Raw genomic sequence first — 19,279 nt, 5'->3', positions numbered from 1 at the left:
TGAATTACGATGAATTTTAATGAACCAACTTAATTGGCAAGACGTAACACCTTCACTTGAGCAGTACGAAGCACTTTTAAAGTCTGCACCTTCGTTACCAAAGAAGTCTTTTACTGATCTCCAACCGAGAATGTCGGCAACGATATCTCGTTTTTCAAAAATTTCCGGATTGACGCGAGTACTACTCATTAACTGCGTAGATAATTCTGTATATAGAGAGTTCATCAGTAAAGCTCTTCAGAGCCAGTCTAACGCTGCGATAGTTTTTTCGGAATCACTTGATGCCAAACGTTTATTTGACCGTTACAGTGTTGATGTAAGTGGTGATATTGCCTTCCAACCTGGTTTAATTTCACAGGCAGATAACGGTTACTTAATTGTACCGGCTAATCTAATTTTGGCTAACCCAGGGTTTTGGCCAAATATAAAGTCTGCAATTCAACAAAACCTTATCGAGCCACTGAACCTAAGCCCTACTCGTTTACCTACTTCAGTACCGCAAGCTAAAGCTTATGAAGTAAAACTGATTGTAACAGGAGAAAGAAGTCAGTTAGCAGAGCTAGAATACATCGATGAAGACTTCTGTTCTGGCTTTGCCATGTATACGGAAGTTGAAGAAGATATTCATCTGTCAGAGCAGAATTTGACAGATTACTTTGGTTTAGTGAACTGGATATGTTCTCAATATAAGCTGCCTCACTTAACTGAATGTGGTTTTAGAAGATTGTTGCTAGCCGGTATGAGATTTACTGAAGATCAACATTATCTGCCTTTAGGAGTAATGTGGCACTCTCAACTTCTAACGCTTGCCAGCCAGTTCAGTGATGGTCACGCATTAGATTACAAGTCGTTAGATAAAGCGATTGACGACAAGTATTACCGAGAATCTTACCTTCCTCAGCGTGCCGTGTACGATATTTTAGATGGCCAAGTCATCATTGAGACAACTGGGGAACAAGTTGGTCAAATCAATGGCCTAACCGTTATTGATATGGCTGGGCACCCTGTCAGCTATGGTGAGCCTGCACGAATATCTTGTGTGATTCATTTTGGTGATGGCGATGTTTCCGATGTTGAGCGCAAAGCTGAGCTTGGAGGCAATCTACATGCAAAAGGCATGATGATTATGCAAGCTTTCTTGAGCTCTGCTCTGAAACTGGATGAACCACTGCCTTACTCTGCCTCCATCGTATTTGAACAGTCTTATAGTGAAGTTGATGGTGACAGCGCATCTCTTGCAGAACTTTGTTGCTTGGTGAGTGCTTTATCTGAATCTCCAATTAATCAACAAGTTGCTGTTACAGGAGCTGTTGATCAGTTTGGTCGAGTGCAAGCCGTCGGTGGCTTGAACGAAAAAATTGAAGGCTTTTATCAGGTTTGTAAACATCAAGGTTTTACAGGAAATCAAGGTGTTGTGATGCCAAAATCAAACCTTAAACACCTTGCATTACATAAAGATGTAATAGAAAGCATTAAAAATGGTGAGTTCCATATTTGGTCCGTTTCTACCGTAGATGAAGCTATTCCGATTGTAATGAATAAACCTTTTAGAGGTGAAGACGATAGCATTATTGGCAAAATAGCGGAACGTATTGAAAACTTTGAAAGACATGAGCATCCAGAAGGAATTGTGCAGCGCATCAAAAACTGGTTTGTCTAGTACTGATCGGAGTTGTTTAGCGTACACGTGTTCACTAAGATGCAGCTATCAAAAATTGGAGTAATTGATAATGCAAAACAAACGTGATTCTTATAACCGTGACGATCTACTTGCTTCTAGCCAAGGCGAACTGTTTGGGCCTGGTTACCCTCAGCTTCCTGCGCCAAACATGCTAATGATGGATCGTGTTACTAAAATGTCTGAGACTGAAGGCGATTTTGGTAAAGGTTTGATCTTGGCGGAATTGGATATTACTCCAGATTTGTGGTTCTTTGACTGCCACTTCCCTGGCGACCCTGTAATGCCGGGTTGTCTTGGCCTTGATGCGATGTGGCAACTTGTTGGTTTCTTCCTTGGCTGGGTTGGTGGCAAAGGAAAAGGTCGTGCTCTGGGTGTTGGCGAAGTGAAGTTTACAGGTCAGATCCTGCCAACAGCGAAAAAAGTGACGTACGAAATCCACATGAAACGCGTTGTAAACCGTAAGCTTGTGATGGGTTTGGCTGACGGTCGTGTATGTGTGGACGGCAAAGAAATCTACGTAGCAAAAGATTTGAAAGTTGGCTTGTTCCAAGATACTTCAAGCTTCTAATCACGATTTTAATCGATTTATTAAGGCTCCTAGTTAGGAGCCTTTTTGTTATCGAGTGTTAACCTACTTCCCTATGTCCCTATAATGTAGAAAAGGCTCCGTAGAGCCCTTTCGAATCCTTCTTTTTGTATGTGGAGAGTTTATTTGTAGAGACCAGATTGTCTTTCATCTCTGGCATCACGCCAACCACCTAACCAATACGACCGAGCATCAACTTGTTGATATGGGCAAGCCTCTTGAGACCTTCCATTCAACCCAGCTTTGTAGCCTTGAGATTGAGCTCGTTCTAGGCGATCACGCTTTTGTCTCTTCATAGTTAATTCCTCATACAGGTCCATTTACTAACGTACAGCTGTTATTGTGAAACTTTGATGGAGTTTTTATGACTCCACTTATAAGAATCGATCAAAGTAGGCAATTTCTCAAGGCATAAAAAAAGCAGAGACTCAAATGTGTGAGCCTCTGCTTGATTTAAAAATTACTGACGATTTTTAACTATTTTCTACGGAACCCAAACAATCCAAGCATGGTCAAAGCTAACCAACCAAGACCTGCACCTTGACGCTCTGTCGTCGTTGAGTCAATGCTTCGAGATACGATGTCGTCCTTCGTTGCGTCAGCAATAGGTACTAGTTTGACGGCTACAATTTGCTCTTCAGAGCTACATGTCGCATTGTTTGCTGTTGTGCTATAACCACCTGCACATTTCATAGCAGTACCAGAGATCACACCTGCATCATTGATATCAGTTGCGTCGATAATACGAAACTGATTGTTTTGTTCAGAGTAATCACCGCCATTAGTCAAACTGTCTAGGAACCAAGCTTTTCCATTAAACAATGTTGCAGCACGTTCACTAGTCTCGCCACCTAGGCTATATGGATAGATAAAACCGCGCTTACGACGTGGCTTGCCATCGTCTTCACGAGTCGTTTCTGCATCAAGTTGCCCGACGATCTCATTGTAAGAGTTGATACCGCCCATCTTACCGCCCGCACCGCTAAAGAAAATGCCAGTAGTTGGGTAAAAAGCGCTAATAGAATCCTTACGAACATCATCTACGATAAAGAGACGATTCGGAGCAGAGCCCGTTGGCATTAAGTATCCGCCCGAACGTTTCGCTTCACCAATAGCAACAAAATTAGAGTTAACGTCGGTTAAGCGTGAGTTTGTATGAACCGTATCATCACCTTCGCGCTGTCTAGCTCCTACAACAACTTTATTTTTCCAAGTTGCGTTTTCAACGCTACCTTCGGCTTCTAGAGTTCCGACAAAGACGGTCGCATTCAGGTAGTTATCATCACTGTAAGTGTTGTAACCTACGCCATAGACCGTTGTTCCATCAGTGACAAGGTCACGCATGCTCCCTTGAGCTAACCTTTCTCCATCTTTAGATGTGCCACTAGGCCAAGCCAATTCACTGACGGTTCCGCTTTGATCCCAAATCGCTGCTTTTGATGTGTGGTGAGATCCATTGGTATTGCTTGCTGTTCGAGAAACACTGCCAACAGTAAAAATGCCGTCTGTGCTCCAAGCATGGCTTTGCACAACACTTGCGTCATTATCGCCAGTAAGAATATTTGGCTCTACTGGTGCAACTACGGTATTTCGTGTTTCTAATGTAGAAGCATTTTCTGTGCTAACTTTACTCTGATTACCGACAGCTGCACCATCCTCGGTAAGCTGGTTGATAACATTGTTATATTCATTTTTATAAGCAGCAGAATCTTCTTCTATGAACGCTAACGCATTAGAAGTAAAGTCTTTACTACGTTCTTTATTCCACGGCGTCCAGTTTACTGAAGCCCAAGAGTCACAGGTGGAATAGCGAAGCTGGTTGTAACAGTAACGCTCAAAGTCTTTGAGTTCTTGGATGTAATAAAAGCCAGCGTCTAATCCGAATGGGATTTCTTCACGATAGCTGTTCCCATCCACGGCTTGTGTCGCTGAAATCGGTGTAGTGCGAGTTTCCATTGCAAGTTTAAACTGCTCTGGCGTGCAGTTTGCTGCTGCATCAAAGCAGCCTAAAGCGAAAGGTGAACCTGTTGAAGGATCTGTACCTGCATCGCCCTGTTGAATTGCAACCCCGTAAGCCGTTTGGTAGTCACCGTTTGAACCATGATCCTGAGGTGAAACCTCAACAACTTGATACAATGCCGCCTGTGCGTTCATTGTGGTACCAACCATCATTGCAATGGCGGTCAATTTGAATTTATTACTACAATTCATTGAATTCTTAACTATCCTGTTGCATTGCTTCGAGTTCTTCCCATCTCTCGAATGCGATTTCCAACTCCTGCTCTAGTGCAGCAAGCTGTTCCAATACCGGCTGAGTTTGCTCTACAGGTTTAGCAAAGAACTCTGGATCGTTCACTTGCTCCTGAAGGCTCTCGATATCCGACTCTAATTGTTCAAGTTTAGCTGGTAGAGCCTCTAATTCTCTTTGCAGCTTATACGATAACTTCTTCGAATTGTTCTTAGGTTGCGTAGTTTTGGGAGTTTCCTCAACCACTTTCTCTTTCTTCGTTGGCTTTTCAACCTGACTGCGCGAAGCAAGAACTTGGTCACGCTGCTGTTTAGCATCATGATAACCACCAACGAACTCTTCGATTATACCGTTACCCTCAAAAATCCAGCTGGTTGTCACTGTGTTGTCTACGAACTCACGGTCGTGACTCACTAACAATAATGTACCCTGATAATTGGCAAGCATTTCTTCTAAAAGTTCCAACGTTTCGATATCCAAATCGTTAGTTGGTTCATCAAGAATAAGTAAGTTGTTTGGTTTCAACAAGATACGGGCTAGCAATAATCGGTTTTTCTCACCACCAGAAAGTGCCTTAACCGGGGTTCTGGCGCGCTTAGGTGCAAATAAGAAGTCTTGAAGGTAACTCAGCGCATGACGCTGACGCCCCCCAACCATTACTTCTTGTTTCCCATCCGCTAAGTTATCGATCACTGTCTTTTCTGGATCCAAAATCTCTCGGTACTGATCAAAGTACGCGACTTCTAATTTTGTTCCGCAGTGTAAACGACCAGACTGCGCTTCCAATTGCCCTAGTAGCAATTTAAGTACCGTACTCTTACCGCAGCCATTTGGTCCGATAAGTGCAATACGGTCACCACGCATGATGTTAAAGCTAAAGTCGTCGACAATTGTCTTACCTTCGTAAGCAAAAGATACATTTTCTGCTTCAAATACAATCTTACCTGAACGAGAAGCATCATCGATATTTAGGTTAACTTTACCTTGAACTTCACGACGGTCACGACGCTCTTCACGAAGTTTTTTAAGGGCTCGAACACGGCCTTCATTACGAGTACGACGTGCTTTAATGCCTTGACGAATCCACACTTCTTCCTGAGCTAGTTTCTTATCGAACTCAGCATTTTGCATTTCTTCGACGCGAAGCATTTCTTCTTTGTCATTCAAATACTGTTCGTAATTACCAGGGAAAGAAGCTAATTGACCGCGATCTAAGTCAACGATGCGTGTCGCCATCGACTTGATGAATGCACGGTCGTGAGAAATAAAGATGATCGAGCCTTTGAAGTCTTTTAAGAAGTTCTCTAACCATTCGATCGTTGTCACATCGAGATGGTTTGTTGGTTCATCAAGAAGCAATACATCAGGATCACAAACCAGCGCACGAGCTAAAGCAGCTTTACGTTGCCAGCCACCGGATAGATCGGTCAGTTTGGTTTCTGGGCTTAGTTTTAAAGCGCCAAGTACGTTCTTAACACGGTCATCAAAGCGCCAAGCGTTAGAATGATCAAGTTGCTCTTGAACTTTCGCCAAACGGTTAATGTTCTTCTCACTTGGGTCTTGAGCAACAAGATCGAGAAAATCGTGATAGATCTTCAATTGTTCGCCGATTTCAGCCAAACCGCCAGATACGTATTCGTAAACCGTACCCTCTTGATTGCGCGGTGGATCTTGTTCAAGCCGAGAAACTACTACGTCTTGAGTTATTTGAATCTTGCCATCATCCAACAAAATGTCGCCGGCAAGCACTTTCATTAACGTGGACTTACCTGCTCCGTTACGACCAACTAAACAAACGCGTTCGTTTTCTTGAAGAGCGAACTCCGCTTTGTCTAGCAATGGGTGGTCACCAAATGCAAGTTGTGCGTTATGAATGGTAAGTAATGCCATTATTATCCAACCAATGTGTGAGTTGTTCTAAGTCAAACGGCCAGTTCAACTCAGAATCTTGATATTTTAATACGGGTATTGTGACGCCGTAACGAGAAAATAGTACATCATCGAACGCAATATCGATGATATCTGTTTGCTCGGCCAAACCGACTTGGTCTACTAGAGCAAATGCCATCTCACAAAGATGGCATCCCTCCGTGCTATACAATATCAGCACGTATTAATCCTTTTGTTTATACTACGCGTGCGTTACTAGCCAACAGTTATGAATCTGTTTATTACGCGTAAAATCTAATGGTAACGTTTGAGAAGAAATATTCTGAGCCTTCAAACCCAATTCAGCGAGTGATTCTTCATCCATCTTGAAATGACGTTTGTTATTTGAAAATACGATTGTGCCTTCACTTCTCAGTAAACGTTTGAGATTCTTCATCAGCTTAATGTGGTCACGTTGTACATCGAATGATGTTTCCATACGCTTAGAGTTAGAGAACGTAGGTGGGTCAATAAAGATCAAGTCGTACTCACCTTCTGCGTTTTCTAGCCATTGCAAACAGTCCGCTTGTTCATATTTATGTTGGCGCCCTACACAGCCATTAAGCTGCATATTGTCTTTCGCCCAATTCAAGTAGGTGTTTGACATATCGACAGTTGTAGTGGACCGCGCACCACCAACTGCAGCGTGCACTGTTGCACTACCAGTGTAAGCAAACAAGTTAAGGAAATCTTTACCCTGTGCCATTTCGCCAAGACGACGACGAGTGATCTTATGATCCAAGAACAGGCCTGTGTCTAGGTAGTCATGGAGGTTCACGATCAGCTTCACACCGTACTCGTTTACTTCGAGCGTCTCTGATACCTGACCTAATTTTTGGTACTGGCTTCGACCTTTCTGCTTCTCACGAACTTTCAGTACAACTTTGTTCGCTTCGACACCGGTCACCTGAATCGTCGCACGGATAATGTCCGTTAGACGACGCTTGGCTTTTTCTTCAGGGATGTTCTTAGGTGCTGCGTACTCTTGAATCACAATTTGATCGCCGTACACGTCGATCGCTACGTTGTATTCTGGAAGGTCTGCATCGTAGATACGATAGCAGTCTAGTTTCTCTTTACGCGCCCACTTGCCAATCTTGCCAATGTTTTTCTTCAAACGGTTTGAGAAGTCTGGTGCGATTTGAACGTTAGTATCTGCACCTTTAACTTCATCAGCGCTGCGCTCGGCAATGCTGTAGTTCTTTTGGTGACACGGTAACGCACCGTTGTTCAATTTAAACTGTTTATCAGCGCGCATACGAAGGCAACTCAAGAGCTCGTCTGAGCTAGAGAAGATAGATGCTTTACATCCGCCAAACTCAGATTTTAGCTGTCCACCGAATGCGGTATATAGCGCAATCAGCCCCGGCTCAGTTCCTAGACGCTCACCGTAAGGTGGGTTTGAAACGATAACACCGTGTTCAAATCCTGCGGGACGAGTAATAGTTGCAGCATCACCTTGCGCAAACTCAATCAACTCTTCAACACCTGCTCTGCGGGCGTTTTCTTGAGCAACTTTTAATACTTTGGAGTCGTTATCGAATCCAAAAAACTTAGCGTCAACTTTCTTGACACCTCGTCTAGCTTGAACATTAGCCTCTGATTTAATCTCAGCCCAGGTCTCCGGTTCAAAATCTTCCAAAACTTCGAAGCCCCATTGTTTGCGCTTAACGCCAGGTGCCATGTTGGCTGCCATCATTGCCGCTTCAATAAGCAAAGTACCAGAACCACACATTGGATCGAGTAATGGTTGATGCCCATCCCAGCCACAACGCATGATAATCGCAGAAGCAAGCGTTTCACGTAATGGCGCACGACCCGATTCTGGTCGATAACCACGCTGATGAAGACCACTACCTACCATGTCTATCCCAAGCAACGCTTTATCTTTATGCAAACGAACGTGAATACGAATATCTGGGCGTTCTTTGCTGATATTAGGACGTGGCAAGCCTTTATTCTCAAAGCAATCTACGATGCCATCTTTGACCTTCATAGCTCCGTATTGGCTATTTCTAATCTCACGGTTTGTGCCGTTAAAGTCCACAACAAAGCGTTTAGAGCTATGAAATTGGTTAACCCAGTTAATAGTGGAAGTGGATAGATACAAGTCCATGTCGTTGTTACACGTGAACTCAGATAAAACACGTACAAATCGAGACGCTAAACGGCTCCACAAACAACAGCGATAAACCTGTTCGTTTGTCGCTTTAAATTTTACGCCTGCCTGTACTGGTTTCGCATTTTCAATGCCTAGTTTAGTCAGTTCTTCAACAAGCAAATTTTCCATGCCATTTGAAGTTACCGCGAGATATTGATTCATAGTGTTCTTTCGCTGATAAAAAATGGCTTCAATTATACCTGACTTTACGATCAATGCCTCGTTTTTAAAGGTATTTTCCCACCCGTTAGTTCAAATCATCACCACTCAAATGATCTAAAACTTTCAACATCTTTAGTTTGAATGTTTTTCATTCATGAACGTATTTTGTTTCCTTTAGAAGAAGTGAATACTTATTTACATGCATTTTGGTATATACCAGTCGTGATTGGTTGATGTAAATTACTTACAAATGCCCTTTATAGGGGAATAAATAGGGTTGTTTTAGGCGCTAGGTTGCCTAATTAAAGGAGTAATCAAATTGAAATAAGTAAAATAAAAGTGACCAGCTTCATGTTTGCATGCATAGAAAACAAACAGTTTCATGGTCTTTCGGATTGGAGTGTCAGAGGAAAGGACAAAAAAAATCGACCCAATAAGGTCGATTAAGGCAAACAAAGGAACGAAATAAAGAAAAATTAAACCGCTTTAACCCACCATTGCCATAGGGGTCATTGCAAAGAGGTGATTTGCACAAGCCATGCGATCATGCATTACTTTAATCGGCTGCCCAAATTGAAGCGCCTTATTGCCATCAAGAACGAAGGCTTCTTGGTTAACATAAGCACATAAGCTCGATGTTTCGCCTGGTTCTAGAACGATGAACATACCATCAGAATATTGATTTGTGAGAAAGACCATGTCCCCTTCTTGAGGTTCATAATCAGAGGACTGTGCATCGAAGAACCAGCTCTTAGGCTGTACAGGTTTATGAAAACGCTTTGCAGCAACACAATACAGTGTTAATTCAGCTTGGCGATATTCACTGATATCGAGACAGCGAATGCGCTCATTAAACGTTTGAAATGCGCTGGCGTCATCAACGGTAAATTCACTGTTTGAGAAGGCACAGTTAACCAACAATTTTCGGGATAGATTGGTTTGGAAAATCATTTCCTCCCCCAGATCCAGCATTAAGCAAGCTTTTTGCTCGTCAAAATACCAATTCCATTTGTCGCTGGGTTTAAGCATTATTCCGTTCTCTCTTGACTAGTTAAATCAGTGGTAAAGAGGTAAGACGCTTAATTACCTACTCGTGATTTTTAAATTCTACAAACGAACGGATAAAAAAAAAGAGGAAACAAAGTCCTCTTTTTTATGTAACAGGTACTGATTTTTCAGTAGTTTTTGATGTATATGTTAAAGATTCTTAACAATATCACGTACGAGACCTGGGCCGTGGTAAATAAAGCCAGTGTAGACTTGAACAAGCTTAGCGCCTGCCATGATCTTTTCTTTGGCTGCAACATAGGAATCTACACCACCAACACCGATAATTGGAAGTTTGTCTCCAAGCTCTTCATGAAGCTTACGTACGACCTCCGTAGAGCGTGATTGCACAGGGCGACCACTCAAGCCACCTGCCTCATTGGCGTGTTTCATCCCTTCTACGATCGTGCGATCCAAAGTTGTGTTAGTCGCGATCACACCATCTATATTGTTTTTCAATAAAGAATCGCAAATTTGGCAGATTTCATCGTCACTTAAATCTGGCGCAATCTTTAATGCTAACGGGACGTACTTGTTGTACTTCTCTGATAACTCCGCTTGTTTCGCCTTTAATTCGGAAAGCAGTTCATCAAGGGCTTCACCATATTGAAGTGAACGAAGACCTGGAGTGTTTGGCGATGAGATGTTTACTGCAATATAGCCAGCATACTCATACACTTTTTCCATACAAATCAGGTAGTCCTCTGCCCCTTTCTCAATTGGCGTATCTTTATTTTTACCGATATTAATTCCGAGAACACAATTGAATTTTGCTCGTTTAACATTCTCGATCAAATTATCAACGCCTAGGTTATTAAAGCCCATGCGGTTGATGATCCCTTCTGCTTCCACTAAACGGAATAGGCGTGGTTTATCATTACCTGGTTGTGGTCGTGGCGTTACAGTGCCGACTTCGACAAAGCCAAAGCCCATGGCATCAAATGCTTCAATACATTCGCCGTTTTTATCTAAACCAGCCGCAAGACCAACAGGGTTACGGAATGTTAGACCCATACACTCAACTGGACGAGTTGGTAACTGTTGGCGGTAAAAGAGATCAAGTGGTGTGCCGTTAAAGCGTTGGAAGTTCTTGATTGCAAGATCATGTGCCTTCTCGGCATCGAGTTGGAAAAAGCCAGTTCTGGCTAGACGGTAAAGCATTGTGCCTCCGAAAGAAAAAAGCCCCGTATAAACGGGACAATATTATTTACCGTTTTTCATCGTAATTCAATGAAAATGAACGTAATAAGTAAAAACCTATATCTTTATAAGATTTTCAAATATAAAACAAACAATTACAATCAAGTTTCTGCGATAAAAATCGTAACTAACCGCTTAAAAGCAATCGATTTCACTCTGTTTTAATTTCAACTCAATGTGACAATGTAACTATTTTCGTTCCAAATGTGAATAATAGATAATAAAAAGCCCCGTTAAATAACGAGGCTTTTACTTATGACTTGATTATTCCACTACTCTTTCGATGAGCAGTTGAGGTTTAAAAGTACTAGCTCTCGAAGTGCTACAGAGAACTTAGCAAATTCGTGTACTGAGCCAACTTTGAACTCGTTTAAGATACTCTCCCAGCGGTGCAACGATTGCTCGTTAGTTTCAATCCAATCTTCTAACGCAGCCATCACGTCAAGCTCTTCGGTTGAGCAGCCACAAGTCAGTACCTGAGCGGTAAGTTGACGTTGTTGCCAGTCCAGATCTTCACGGAATGCCGCTCTTGCAAGTGCTTGCCAGTTGTTATCAACGGCTTGGCTATTAATTTGCTTCAAGAACCAATGCAACGATAAACGGTCACCCAAGTTAAAGTAGAGTTTCGATGCTTGCTCAACCGTTTTACCTGTTTCACTTGCTACTGATGAAATATCCAGTGCAGATTGTAAGCTTGATAAGCGGGCAACTTGGTGAGCGAGTTTCTCTTCAACCCCTTTCTCTATCCAACCTTGAGCCAACTCATTGTGTTCTTCAACTTCAGACTCAACTAACATAGTGTCTAGGGTTTCAGTGATAACATTGACATCTTGCTTGTAGATAGCAATCAACTCACCGACCGTGCATTTGCCGCTACGGTTACGAAGCAACCAGCGTGCAATTCGACGCAGTGCTCGGCGCACGTAAAACATAATTTCGTATTGAGCTTGCGCTGTCGCAACGTTATCAAGTTTGCGAGTTTGCTTGAGGATTTCTTCTAAATCAAAGATTTCTCTAGCCGCACTGTAAGCGTTGGCAATATCGACAACACTTGCACCAGTTTCTTCTTGCAAACGAGTAACGAAGTTACAGCCCATTTCATTAACCATCTGGTTAGCCAATGCTGTAGCGATAATTTCAGCTCGCAGTGGGTGATTAACCATTTGATCTTTATAGTTACGTCGTAACGCACTTGGGAAATATTCAACAAGTTGTTTTGCATGGAATTCATCATTTGCGATTTCATCCGTAACAAGTTGCTGTTTAAGTACCATTTTACCGTAGGCAACTAACACTGATAGCTCAGGGCGAGTCAGACCTAGTCCCTGTTTTTCACGCTCGATTAGCGTTTCATCATCAGGAATGTATTCGAGAGCACGGTCCAAGTACCCTGCTTTCTCCATAGTGTGGATGAATCGAATTTGCTCCTTAACAATGCCAACACCTTGCTGTTCAGTAACAGAGATCGACTCCGACTGACGGTAAGCATCATCCAAGACAATTTCACCCACTTCGTCTTCCATAGACTCTAGAATTTGGTTACGTTGCTTAACCGTAAGATCGCCATTTGAAACCAGTCCATTGAGGAAGATCTTGATGTTGACTTCATTATCCGAACAGTCAACGCCACCTACGTTATCAACGAAGTCCGTGTTCACTCGACCGCCAGTTAGTGCGTATTCGATACGACCAAGCTGAGTCATACCCAAGTTACCACCTTCGCCAACCACTTTGGCTCTTAAGTCACGGCCGTCAATGCGCAGCATGTCGTTAGCACGGTCACCAACATCTGTATGAGTTTCTGTTGATGATTTAACGTAAGTGCCGATACCACCGTTCCAAAGAAGATCGACTTTCATTTTCAAGATCATCTTTATCAGATCGTTAGGCGCTAAAGATGCTTTCTTCGTACCTAACATTTTCTGAATTTCTGGCGTCAACTGGATCGATTTTGATCGACGAGAGAAGATGCCACCACCTTGAGAGATCAAGTCTTTGTTGTAATCTTCCCAGCTTGATCTTGGCAAATTAAACAAGCGGTTACGCTCTTCCCAGCTGCTGGCTGAATCTGGATTTGGATCAATAAAGATGTGCATGTGGTTAAACGCAGCTTGCAATCGAATATGCTTCGATAACAGCATACCGTTACCGAACACGTCACCTGCCATATCACCTACACCGATTGCAGTAAAATCAGTGGTCTGACAGTTGATGCCCATTTCACGGAAGTGACGTTTAACAGATTCCCAACCACCTTTTGCGGTGATTCCCATTGCTTTGTGATCGTAACCGTTTGAACCACCTGAAGCGAATGCGTCACCTAGCCAGAAGTTGTATTCTGCAGAAACAGAGTTTGCCAAATCTGAGAAGGTTGCTGTGCCTTTATCGGCAGCCACTACTAGATATGGGTCATCTTCATCGTGACGAACAACGTTTTGTGGTGGTACCACCTCTCCTTCAATGATGTTATCTGACACATCTAGCAGTGCACGGATAAAGCGTTTGTAACAACGCTGACCTTCCGCAAAAATTTCATCACGAGTGGTGAGAGATGGCTGGCGTTTACAAACGAAGCCGCCTTTTGCACCAACTGGTACAATTACAGTGTTCTTAACCTGTTGCGCTTTTACTAAGCCAAGAATCTCCGTACGGAAGTCTTCTTGACGATCTGACCAACGCAAACCACCACGAGCCACTTTTCCACCACGAAGGTGAACACCTTCAATATCTGGTGCGTAAACAAAGATCTCGAATGCAGGTACAGGCTGCGGAATCTCAGGAATATCGCTTGGCTTCATTTTCAAAGATAACCAAGGCTTAGGCTGCTTATTCTCGTCTACTTGGTAGTAGTTGGTACGAAGCGTCGCCATGATCATTTCAATATAACGACGAATAATACGATCATCATCCAAGCTCTCTACACGATCCAACTGCTCTGTTAGCTTTTTAATTAGATCGTTTTGGCCTTTCTCGCTGCCTTTGTGTTTCGGATCAAATCGCTTGGTGAACAGCTTGACTAGACCTGTCGCTAAGTCTGGGTAGTGGCTTAGCGTGTCTTCGATGTACTGCTGACTGAATGGGAAGCCGACTTGGCGCATGTATCGTGCGTAAGCGCGAAGAATGGAAATCTCACGGCCAGATAAAGACGCACCTAATAACAATCGGTTGAAACCATCACTTTCAAGATTACCCGCCCAAATGGCAGCAAATGCTTGTTGGAAACGATCACGAGCTTCACGAAGGTCAACGGTTTTCTCGCTCTTATGCAGCATAGAGAAGTCAAGGATCCAGAAAGTCTGACCGTTGTTTTTCTCGATCTCATATGGCGATTCGCCAATCACACGCAAACCAAGGTTTTCCAACATCGGCATTACGTCAGAAAGGTGAATTGGTTCATCGCGATGATATAACTTTAAGCGGACAGCTTTGGAATCTGCTCCCTCTTCTTGAGGTCGGTAGAACAACATACCAAGTTTATTATCATCACTTAACGCTTCTAAGCGCTCGATATCTGCAACCGCAGAACCTGGCATCATGTCCTCTTTGTATGAGCGAGGGAACGCACTCATATATTCTTTTGAAAGAGGAAGGCCTTTACTTTCACCAAAGTTAGCAATGATGGATTCTTTTAGTCTGTCATCCCAAGAGGTAGAAACTTCCATTAGATTTTGCTCGATCTTTTTCACGTCTACGTCAATGTTGTTATTGTCTACACGAACAATGTAATGTGTTCTCGCTAGTGGGCTTTCTGAGAAGTACGTTGTAAATTCAACCTCTTGCTCGCAACCAAAGTACTGCTTAAGAATGCGTTGAGTTTGACGACGCAATTCTGTGTTGTAACGATCTTTAGTGACATAAACCATGCAACTGAAGAAACGACCAAATGGGTCTTTACGAACAAACAAACGCAGCAAGTCACGATCTTGCATTTGTACAACACCCATTCCCACCTCAAGCAGCTCTTCTTCATTAGCTTGAAGCAACTCGTCGCGTGGGTAGTTTTCTAAGATATTGTGCAATGCTTTGTATGAGTATGATCCGTGACGGTATCCACTTGCTTCAAGGATACGGTCAACTTTTTCACGGATCAAAGGAATACTTTGTACCGCTTGGTTGTAAACGGCGGAGGTATATAAACCAGTAAAGCGATGCTCACCTATTACTTTACCGTTTTCATCAAACTTCTTAATACCGATGTAATCAGTATAAGCTGGACGGTGGATACGAGATGCTTTGTTACCTTTGGTGATGATCAGAGCGTATGGTTTTTTCGCTTCTAATCGCGCTGAATCTGATAATTCAGAGAGCTTGACGCTACGCACGCGCTTGTCATCAGCAAACAGACCTAGTCCTTTTTCTTTAGCAGGAACAAGTTCGGTATCACCATTGACCTCTTTTAAGTCATAATCTTTATAACCCATAAAGGTAAAGTTATGATCTTCTAGCCAACGAAGAAATGCGATCGTTTCATCCATACGATCAGTTTGGATAGAAACACGATCTTTATTTTTCTCAAGTTCATCAGTAACAAACTTAAGCTTATCAACCATCTGCTTCCAGTCATCAACGACTAAGCGAGTATCAGATAGAATTCTTAACAGCTCTTCTTTAAGCGCTTGCATCTCGTCTTTACTAGTAAGGCGGTCTACCTCTATGTGGAAAAGTGATTGAAGAACACCACCCTCACCGTTTACGTCTGTAACTTGGCCTTTTTTATCACGCTGAATCTGTGTTGGGTTATTCAACATTAGGTGACAAACAAGATCCAAACGTGCTAAAGCCATTTTGACTGAGTCCACTAAGAATGGACTATCTGGAACAACAATTTCTACGATTGTGTGTGTGGATTGCCAGCCTTGACGACTTACGGTCGGGTTAAATACTCGAACCGAAATCTCTTCTGGTTTTTTTTCATTGATATGGTGCCAAAGGCTAACGACAGCACCATAAAGGTCGGATTCGTTTCGCTGAATTAGATCATCATCAGCAATGTTACTGAATAAGTGTTGAGCAAGTTTAGTTACAAGCGTTTGGTGAGAAAGCTCGAGTTTGTCTTGAATCAGTTGGTAAACCTTTTCAAGCAGAACCGGCACTACATTTTCACGCGCGGTCATATTCACACTCCACATTAGAATTGTTGTTTTGTAGGGGGACTTAGTAGCTAGGTTGTTACCTTAGAAACTAAGCATAGGTAATGCATGTGCCCATTGTAAAAGCATAATTACAAATGTTTAACAACTAATCGTAGTGGTAAGAGGTGAAATGTCCGATTCTGTGACTAAGATTCCTATTTAACTCTCTGCAAATACAATACATCACAGAGTTTCTAACTTAAGAAACTTATTATTTTGGTCAGTTGTTAGTCTAAACTGGCCTCTAACGCCCAATTGACTAAGAAATGGTCTAAATCTCGCGGCGGGTAACTGCAAACGCAAACCGTTGTGTGTGACAACTTGAACAACACTTGCCGCACCAGAATAATGAGATAAAAACGTTTGATATGAAATGTTGAGATTGAAGTAGTAATAGTTCATGAAGTGAAAACTAAGTGACATAAACAAATAAGGTGGTCTAAATGACCACCCTATTGTGTTGTTTACTATTCGTCTAGTGCTTTAGTCACTTTTTCGAATAGATCTTTAGCAAGATTATCCATTGCTTTGAGCTTTTCAAGTTCTGCACGAATCATTGCTTGGCGAGCTTCATCGTATTTACGGAACTTAAGCAAAGGATCAATCATTCGAGAAGCTACTTGTGGGTTCGAATCATTTAGTTGGCGAAGAATTTCACCGGCAAACTGGTAACCTACACCGGATTTATCATGGAAACGTACAGGGTTCGCACTTAAGAACGAGCCAATTAAGCTGCGCGTACGGTTCGGATTTTTCAAACTAAATGCTTCGTGGTTCATGGTTGCTTTTACTTTTTCAAGAGCATCCTCTGCAGGATTGCTACCTTGAAGTGCAAACCACTTATCCATAACCAAACCATCGTGCTTCCATTTATCGCTATAATCAGCCATAAGTGCTTCACGACACTCGAGCTGAGCGTTATTTGCAGCACTCATCGCAGCAATCGTATCTGTCATGTTATTTGCAGATGCGTACTGCGCGTTGACTAAATCATTACCTTTTTCCGTATGTGCTAGGTACTGAAGGCAACGGTTACGTAAAGCACGCTTACCAATAGCAGCATGGTCGATCGTATACTCTGTTTGCTTAAGCGTGTGATAAGTTGCACTTAGCTCATCTTCTAACTCTTTAGAAAGTGACACTGTAATGCTGTTTAGCACTTTGTCTACGGCATCGATATCAATTTGCTGGTACCAACCAGTAATCTCATTGATTGAAGGCATAGAGAAAACTTGAGCAATGAAAGCTGGCTCAAGCGTTTCATCCAACAGCACACCGCGGAAAGCATCTATCACACCTTCAGAAAGCGATACTTCTTGTCCCGCTTGAACGTTTTTCACATTCTGACGAATGTATTTAGCCAATAGCATTTGGCTAGCGTCCCATCGAGCAAAATCGTTCGTTGCGTGCTTCATCAAGAAGACTAACTCGTCATCGCTGTAATCGTATTCTAATTTGACTGGTGCCGAGAATTCACGCAACAAAGATGGCACTGGCTGTTCTTCGACATTTTCAAATACGAACGTTTGCTTATCTTGTTTAATATCCAGCACGTTATGAACAGATTCACCGTTAATTACCAGTGGGATAACTCGACCTTTCGAATCATACAACTCGATATCGAACGGAATATGCAGCGCTTGTTTTTCTGCTTGGTCTTGCGTCGGCTCCGTAAATTGCTCTACCGTTAGTGCGTAAGTTTTTGCATCAGCGTTGTATTCGCTATTTACGCGTAGCGTTGGTGTACCCGATTGGCTGTACCACAAACGGAACTGTTTTAAATCAACACCGGTGGCATCTTCCATTGCAGAAACAAAGTCTTCACACGTCGCGGCGGTACCATCGTGACGTTCAAAATAAAGTTTCATTCCTTTTTGGAAGCCCTCTTCGCCAAGGAGTGTATGGTACATGCGAATAACTTCGCTGCCCTTTTCATACACCGTTAGCGTGTAGAAGTTATTCATCTCAATGACTTTGTCAGGACGAATCGGGTGAGACATTGGGCTTGCATCTTCCGCAAATTGAGGACCACGAATAATACGTACGTTATCAATACGGTTATCAGCACGAGAACCTAAGTCAGAAGAGAATTCTTGGTCACGGAATACGGTTAAGCCTTCTTTTAGACTTAGTTGGAACCAGTCACGACAAGTGACACGGTTGCCAGTCCAGTTGTGGAAGTACTCATGACCGATCACAGCTTCGATACCTAAATAGTCACGATCTGTCGCAGTTTGATCGTTCGCCAGAACATATTTTGAGTTAAAAATGTTCAAGCCTTTGTTTTCCATTGCACCCATGTTGAAGAAATCAACAGCAACGATCATATAAATATCCAGATCGTATTCCAGGCCAAAGCGTTCCTCATCCCACTTCATCGAGTTGATCAAAGATGTCATCGCATGACCTGCACGATCTAAGTTACCTTTATCAACAAAGATTTCTAAATCAACACTGCGACCTGACATCGTTGTATATTTGTCACGCAATACATCAAAGTCGCCTGCAACAAGGGCGAACAAGTAAGCTGGTTTTGGATGCGGATCCTGCCATTGAACCCAATGACGACCGTTCTCTGCATCACCTTCTGCAATTCGGTTACCATTGCTCAGCAAATATGGGTAAGCCGCTTTATCTGCGATCACTTTTGTTGTGTATTTTGCTAGAACATCCGGACGGTCTAGATAGTACGTGATACGGCGGAAGCCCTCAGCCTCACACTGAGTACAAAATGCGCCGCCTGATTTGTACAAACCTTCGAGTGCTGTATTCGCTTCAGGATCAATTTTGGTGACGATTTCAAGTTCAAACTCGGATGGAAGATCGGTCAGTACCAGCGATGACTCCTTCACCTCGTGATGAGCCCAATCCTCACCATTTACTTTTACAGCGCGTAGCTCAAGCCCTTCGCCATCGAGTTCTAGCGTTGTTGTATCGCCTTTTTGAGCAACTTTTGATACCGCCGTAACGATTGTGTCATTGTCATATAGATCAAAAGTAAGATCGATATCAGTAATCGCATGAGATGGCTCTTTATAATCTTTACGATATTTGGCCAGGGGAGCTTGAGACATGAGCATAAATCCTTGTATGTCGAACAACAAAAATACCAGACTGCATGATCAAAAATGCA

The 19,279-nt window shown here is 42.7% G+C and carries 12 protein-coding genes; 2 read left to right on the top strand and 10 right to left on the bottom strand.

From position 1 onward, the window contains the following. Positions 1-19 precede the first annotated feature (19 nt). Together R8N49_RS05525 and fabA are read left to right on the top strand one after the other, a co-directional pair. A complete protein-coding gene (locus R8N49_RS05525) occupies positions 20-1,660 on the top strand; it encodes a S16 family serine protease (RefSeq protein ID WP_186584250.1) in 1,641 nt (546 codons plus the stop codon). A 70-nt stretch (positions 1,661-1,730) separates the two neighbouring features. Beyond that, entirely contained in the window at positions 1,731-2,249 is a 519-nt protein-coding gene (gene fabA / locus R8N49_RS05520; RefSeq protein WP_005390081.1) for a bifunctional 3-hydroxydecanoyl-ACP dehydratase/trans-2-decenoyl-ACP isomerase, read from the top strand. A 140-nt stretch (positions 2,250-2,389) separates the two neighbouring features. Here the strand turns inward: fabA and rmf are convergent, their stop codons facing one another. The 10 genes from rmf to pepN all read right to left on the bottom strand — a co-directional run bounded on the left by rmf (position 2,390) and on the right by pepN (position 19,220). Continuing rightward, positions 2,390-2,563, bottom strand: coding sequence for a ribosome modulation factor (gene rmf / locus R8N49_RS05515; RefSeq protein ID WP_005377453.1), 174 nt, complete (start codon positions 2,561-2,563; stop codon positions 2,390-2,392). Between the two features lie 181 nt (positions 2,564-2,744). Further along, positions 2,745-4,478, bottom strand: a complete 1,734-nt coding sequence (locus tag R8N49_RS05510; RefSeq protein WP_186584249.1) for a DUF3466 family protein — start codon at positions 4,476-4,478, stop codon at positions 2,745-2,747. A 7-nt stretch (positions 4,479-4,485) separates the two neighbouring features. Further along, entirely contained in the window at positions 4,486-6,405 is a 1,920-nt protein-coding gene (locus R8N49_RS05505; RefSeq protein WP_186584247.1) for an ABC transporter ATP-binding protein, read from the bottom strand. Beyond that, a complete protein-coding gene (locus tag R8N49_RS05500; protein ID WP_017821808.1) occupies positions 6,383-6,625 on the bottom strand; it encodes a glutaredoxin family protein in 243 nt (80 codons plus the stop codon). The genes R8N49_RS05505 and R8N49_RS05500 overlap by 23 nt, the downstream gene beginning before the upstream one ends. Before the next feature lie 21 nt (positions 6,626-6,646). After that, on the bottom strand, positions 6,647-8,767 hold the full coding sequence (gene rlmKL, locus R8N49_RS05495) for a bifunctional 23S rRNA (guanine(2069)-N(7))-methyltransferase RlmK/23S rRNA (guanine(2445)-N(2))-methyltransferase RlmL (RefSeq protein ID WP_186584245.1): 2,121 nt from the start codon (positions 8,765-8,767) through the stop codon (positions 6,647-6,649). A gap of 486 nt (positions 8,768-9,253) precedes the next feature. Continuing rightward, positions 9,254-9,796, bottom strand: coding sequence for a cell division protein ZapC (locus R8N49_RS05490; RefSeq protein WP_005377444.1), 543 nt, complete (start codon positions 9,794-9,796; stop codon positions 9,254-9,256). A gap of 168 nt (positions 9,797-9,964) precedes the next feature. Then, positions 9,965-10,975 carry a quinone-dependent dihydroorotate dehydrogenase gene (gene pyrD, locus R8N49_RS05485; protein WP_017634281.1) on the bottom strand — a complete coding sequence of 337 codons (1,011 nt, stop codon included), beginning with the start codon at positions 10,973-10,975 and terminating at the stop codon, positions 9,965-9,967. A 311-nt stretch (positions 10,976-11,286) separates the two neighbouring features. After that, on the bottom strand, positions 11,287-16,128 hold the full coding sequence (locus tag R8N49_RS05480) for an NAD-glutamate dehydrogenase (protein ID WP_005377441.1): 4,842 nt from the start codon (positions 16,126-16,128) through the stop codon (positions 11,287-11,289). Positions 16,129-16,329: 201 nt separating this feature from the next. Further along, positions 16,330-16,548, bottom strand: a complete 219-nt coding sequence (locus R8N49_RS05475; RefSeq protein ID WP_005377440.1) for a DUF2835 domain-containing protein — start codon at positions 16,546-16,548, stop codon at positions 16,330-16,332. Between the two features lie 65 nt (positions 16,549-16,613). Next, a complete protein-coding gene (pepN, locus tag R8N49_RS05470) occupies positions 16,614-19,220 on the bottom strand; it encodes an aminopeptidase N (protein WP_186584240.1) in 2,607 nt (868 codons plus the stop codon). Positions 19,221-19,279 lie beyond the last annotated feature (59 nt).

The organism is Vibrio sp. 1978 (genome assembly GCF_033344345.1).
This window is presented reverse-complemented; position numbering and strand designations above follow the sequence as displayed.

Bases quoted from the DNA above. Each gene is read 5' to 3' on its own strand.
- R8N49_RS05525 (WP_186584250.1), top strand. From the start codon at position 20: ATGAACCAACTTAATTGGCAAGACGTAACACCTTCACTTGAGCAGTAC.
- fabA (WP_005390081.1), top strand. From the start codon at position 1,731: ATGCAAAACAAACGTGATTCTTATAACCGTGACGATCTACTTGCTTCT.
- rmf (WP_005377453.1), bottom strand. From the start codon at position 2,563: ATGAAGAGACAAAAGCGTGATCGCCTAGAACGAGCTCAATCTCAAGGC.
- R8N49_RS05510 (WP_186584249.1), bottom strand. From the start codon at position 4,478: ATGAATTGTAGTAATAAATTCAAATTGACCGCCATTGCAATGATGGTT.
- R8N49_RS05505 (WP_186584247.1), bottom strand. From the start codon at position 6,405: ATGGCATTACTTACCATTCATAACGCACAACTTGCATTTGGTGACCAC.
- rlmKL (WP_186584245.1), bottom strand. From the start codon at position 8,767: ATGAATCAATATCTCGCGGTAACTTCAAATGGCATGGAAAATTTGCTT.
- R8N49_RS05490 (WP_005377444.1), bottom strand. From the start codon at position 9,796: ATGCTTAAACCCAGCGACAAATGGAATTGGTATTTTGACGAGCAAAAA.
- pyrD (WP_017634281.1), bottom strand. From the start codon at position 10,975: ATGCTTTACCGTCTAGCCAGAACTGGCTTTTTCCAACTCGATGCCGAG.
- R8N49_RS05480 (WP_005377441.1), bottom strand. From the start codon at position 16,128: ATGACCGCGCGTGAAAATGTAGTGCCGGTTCTGCTTGAAAAGGTTTAC.
- R8N49_RS05475 (WP_005377440.1), bottom strand. From the start codon at position 16,548: ATGAACTATTACTACTTCAATCTCAACATTTCATATCAAACGTTTTTA.
- pepN (WP_186584240.1), bottom strand. From the start codon at position 19,220: ATGTCTCAAGCTCCCCTGGCCAAATATCGTAAAGATTATAAAGAGCCA.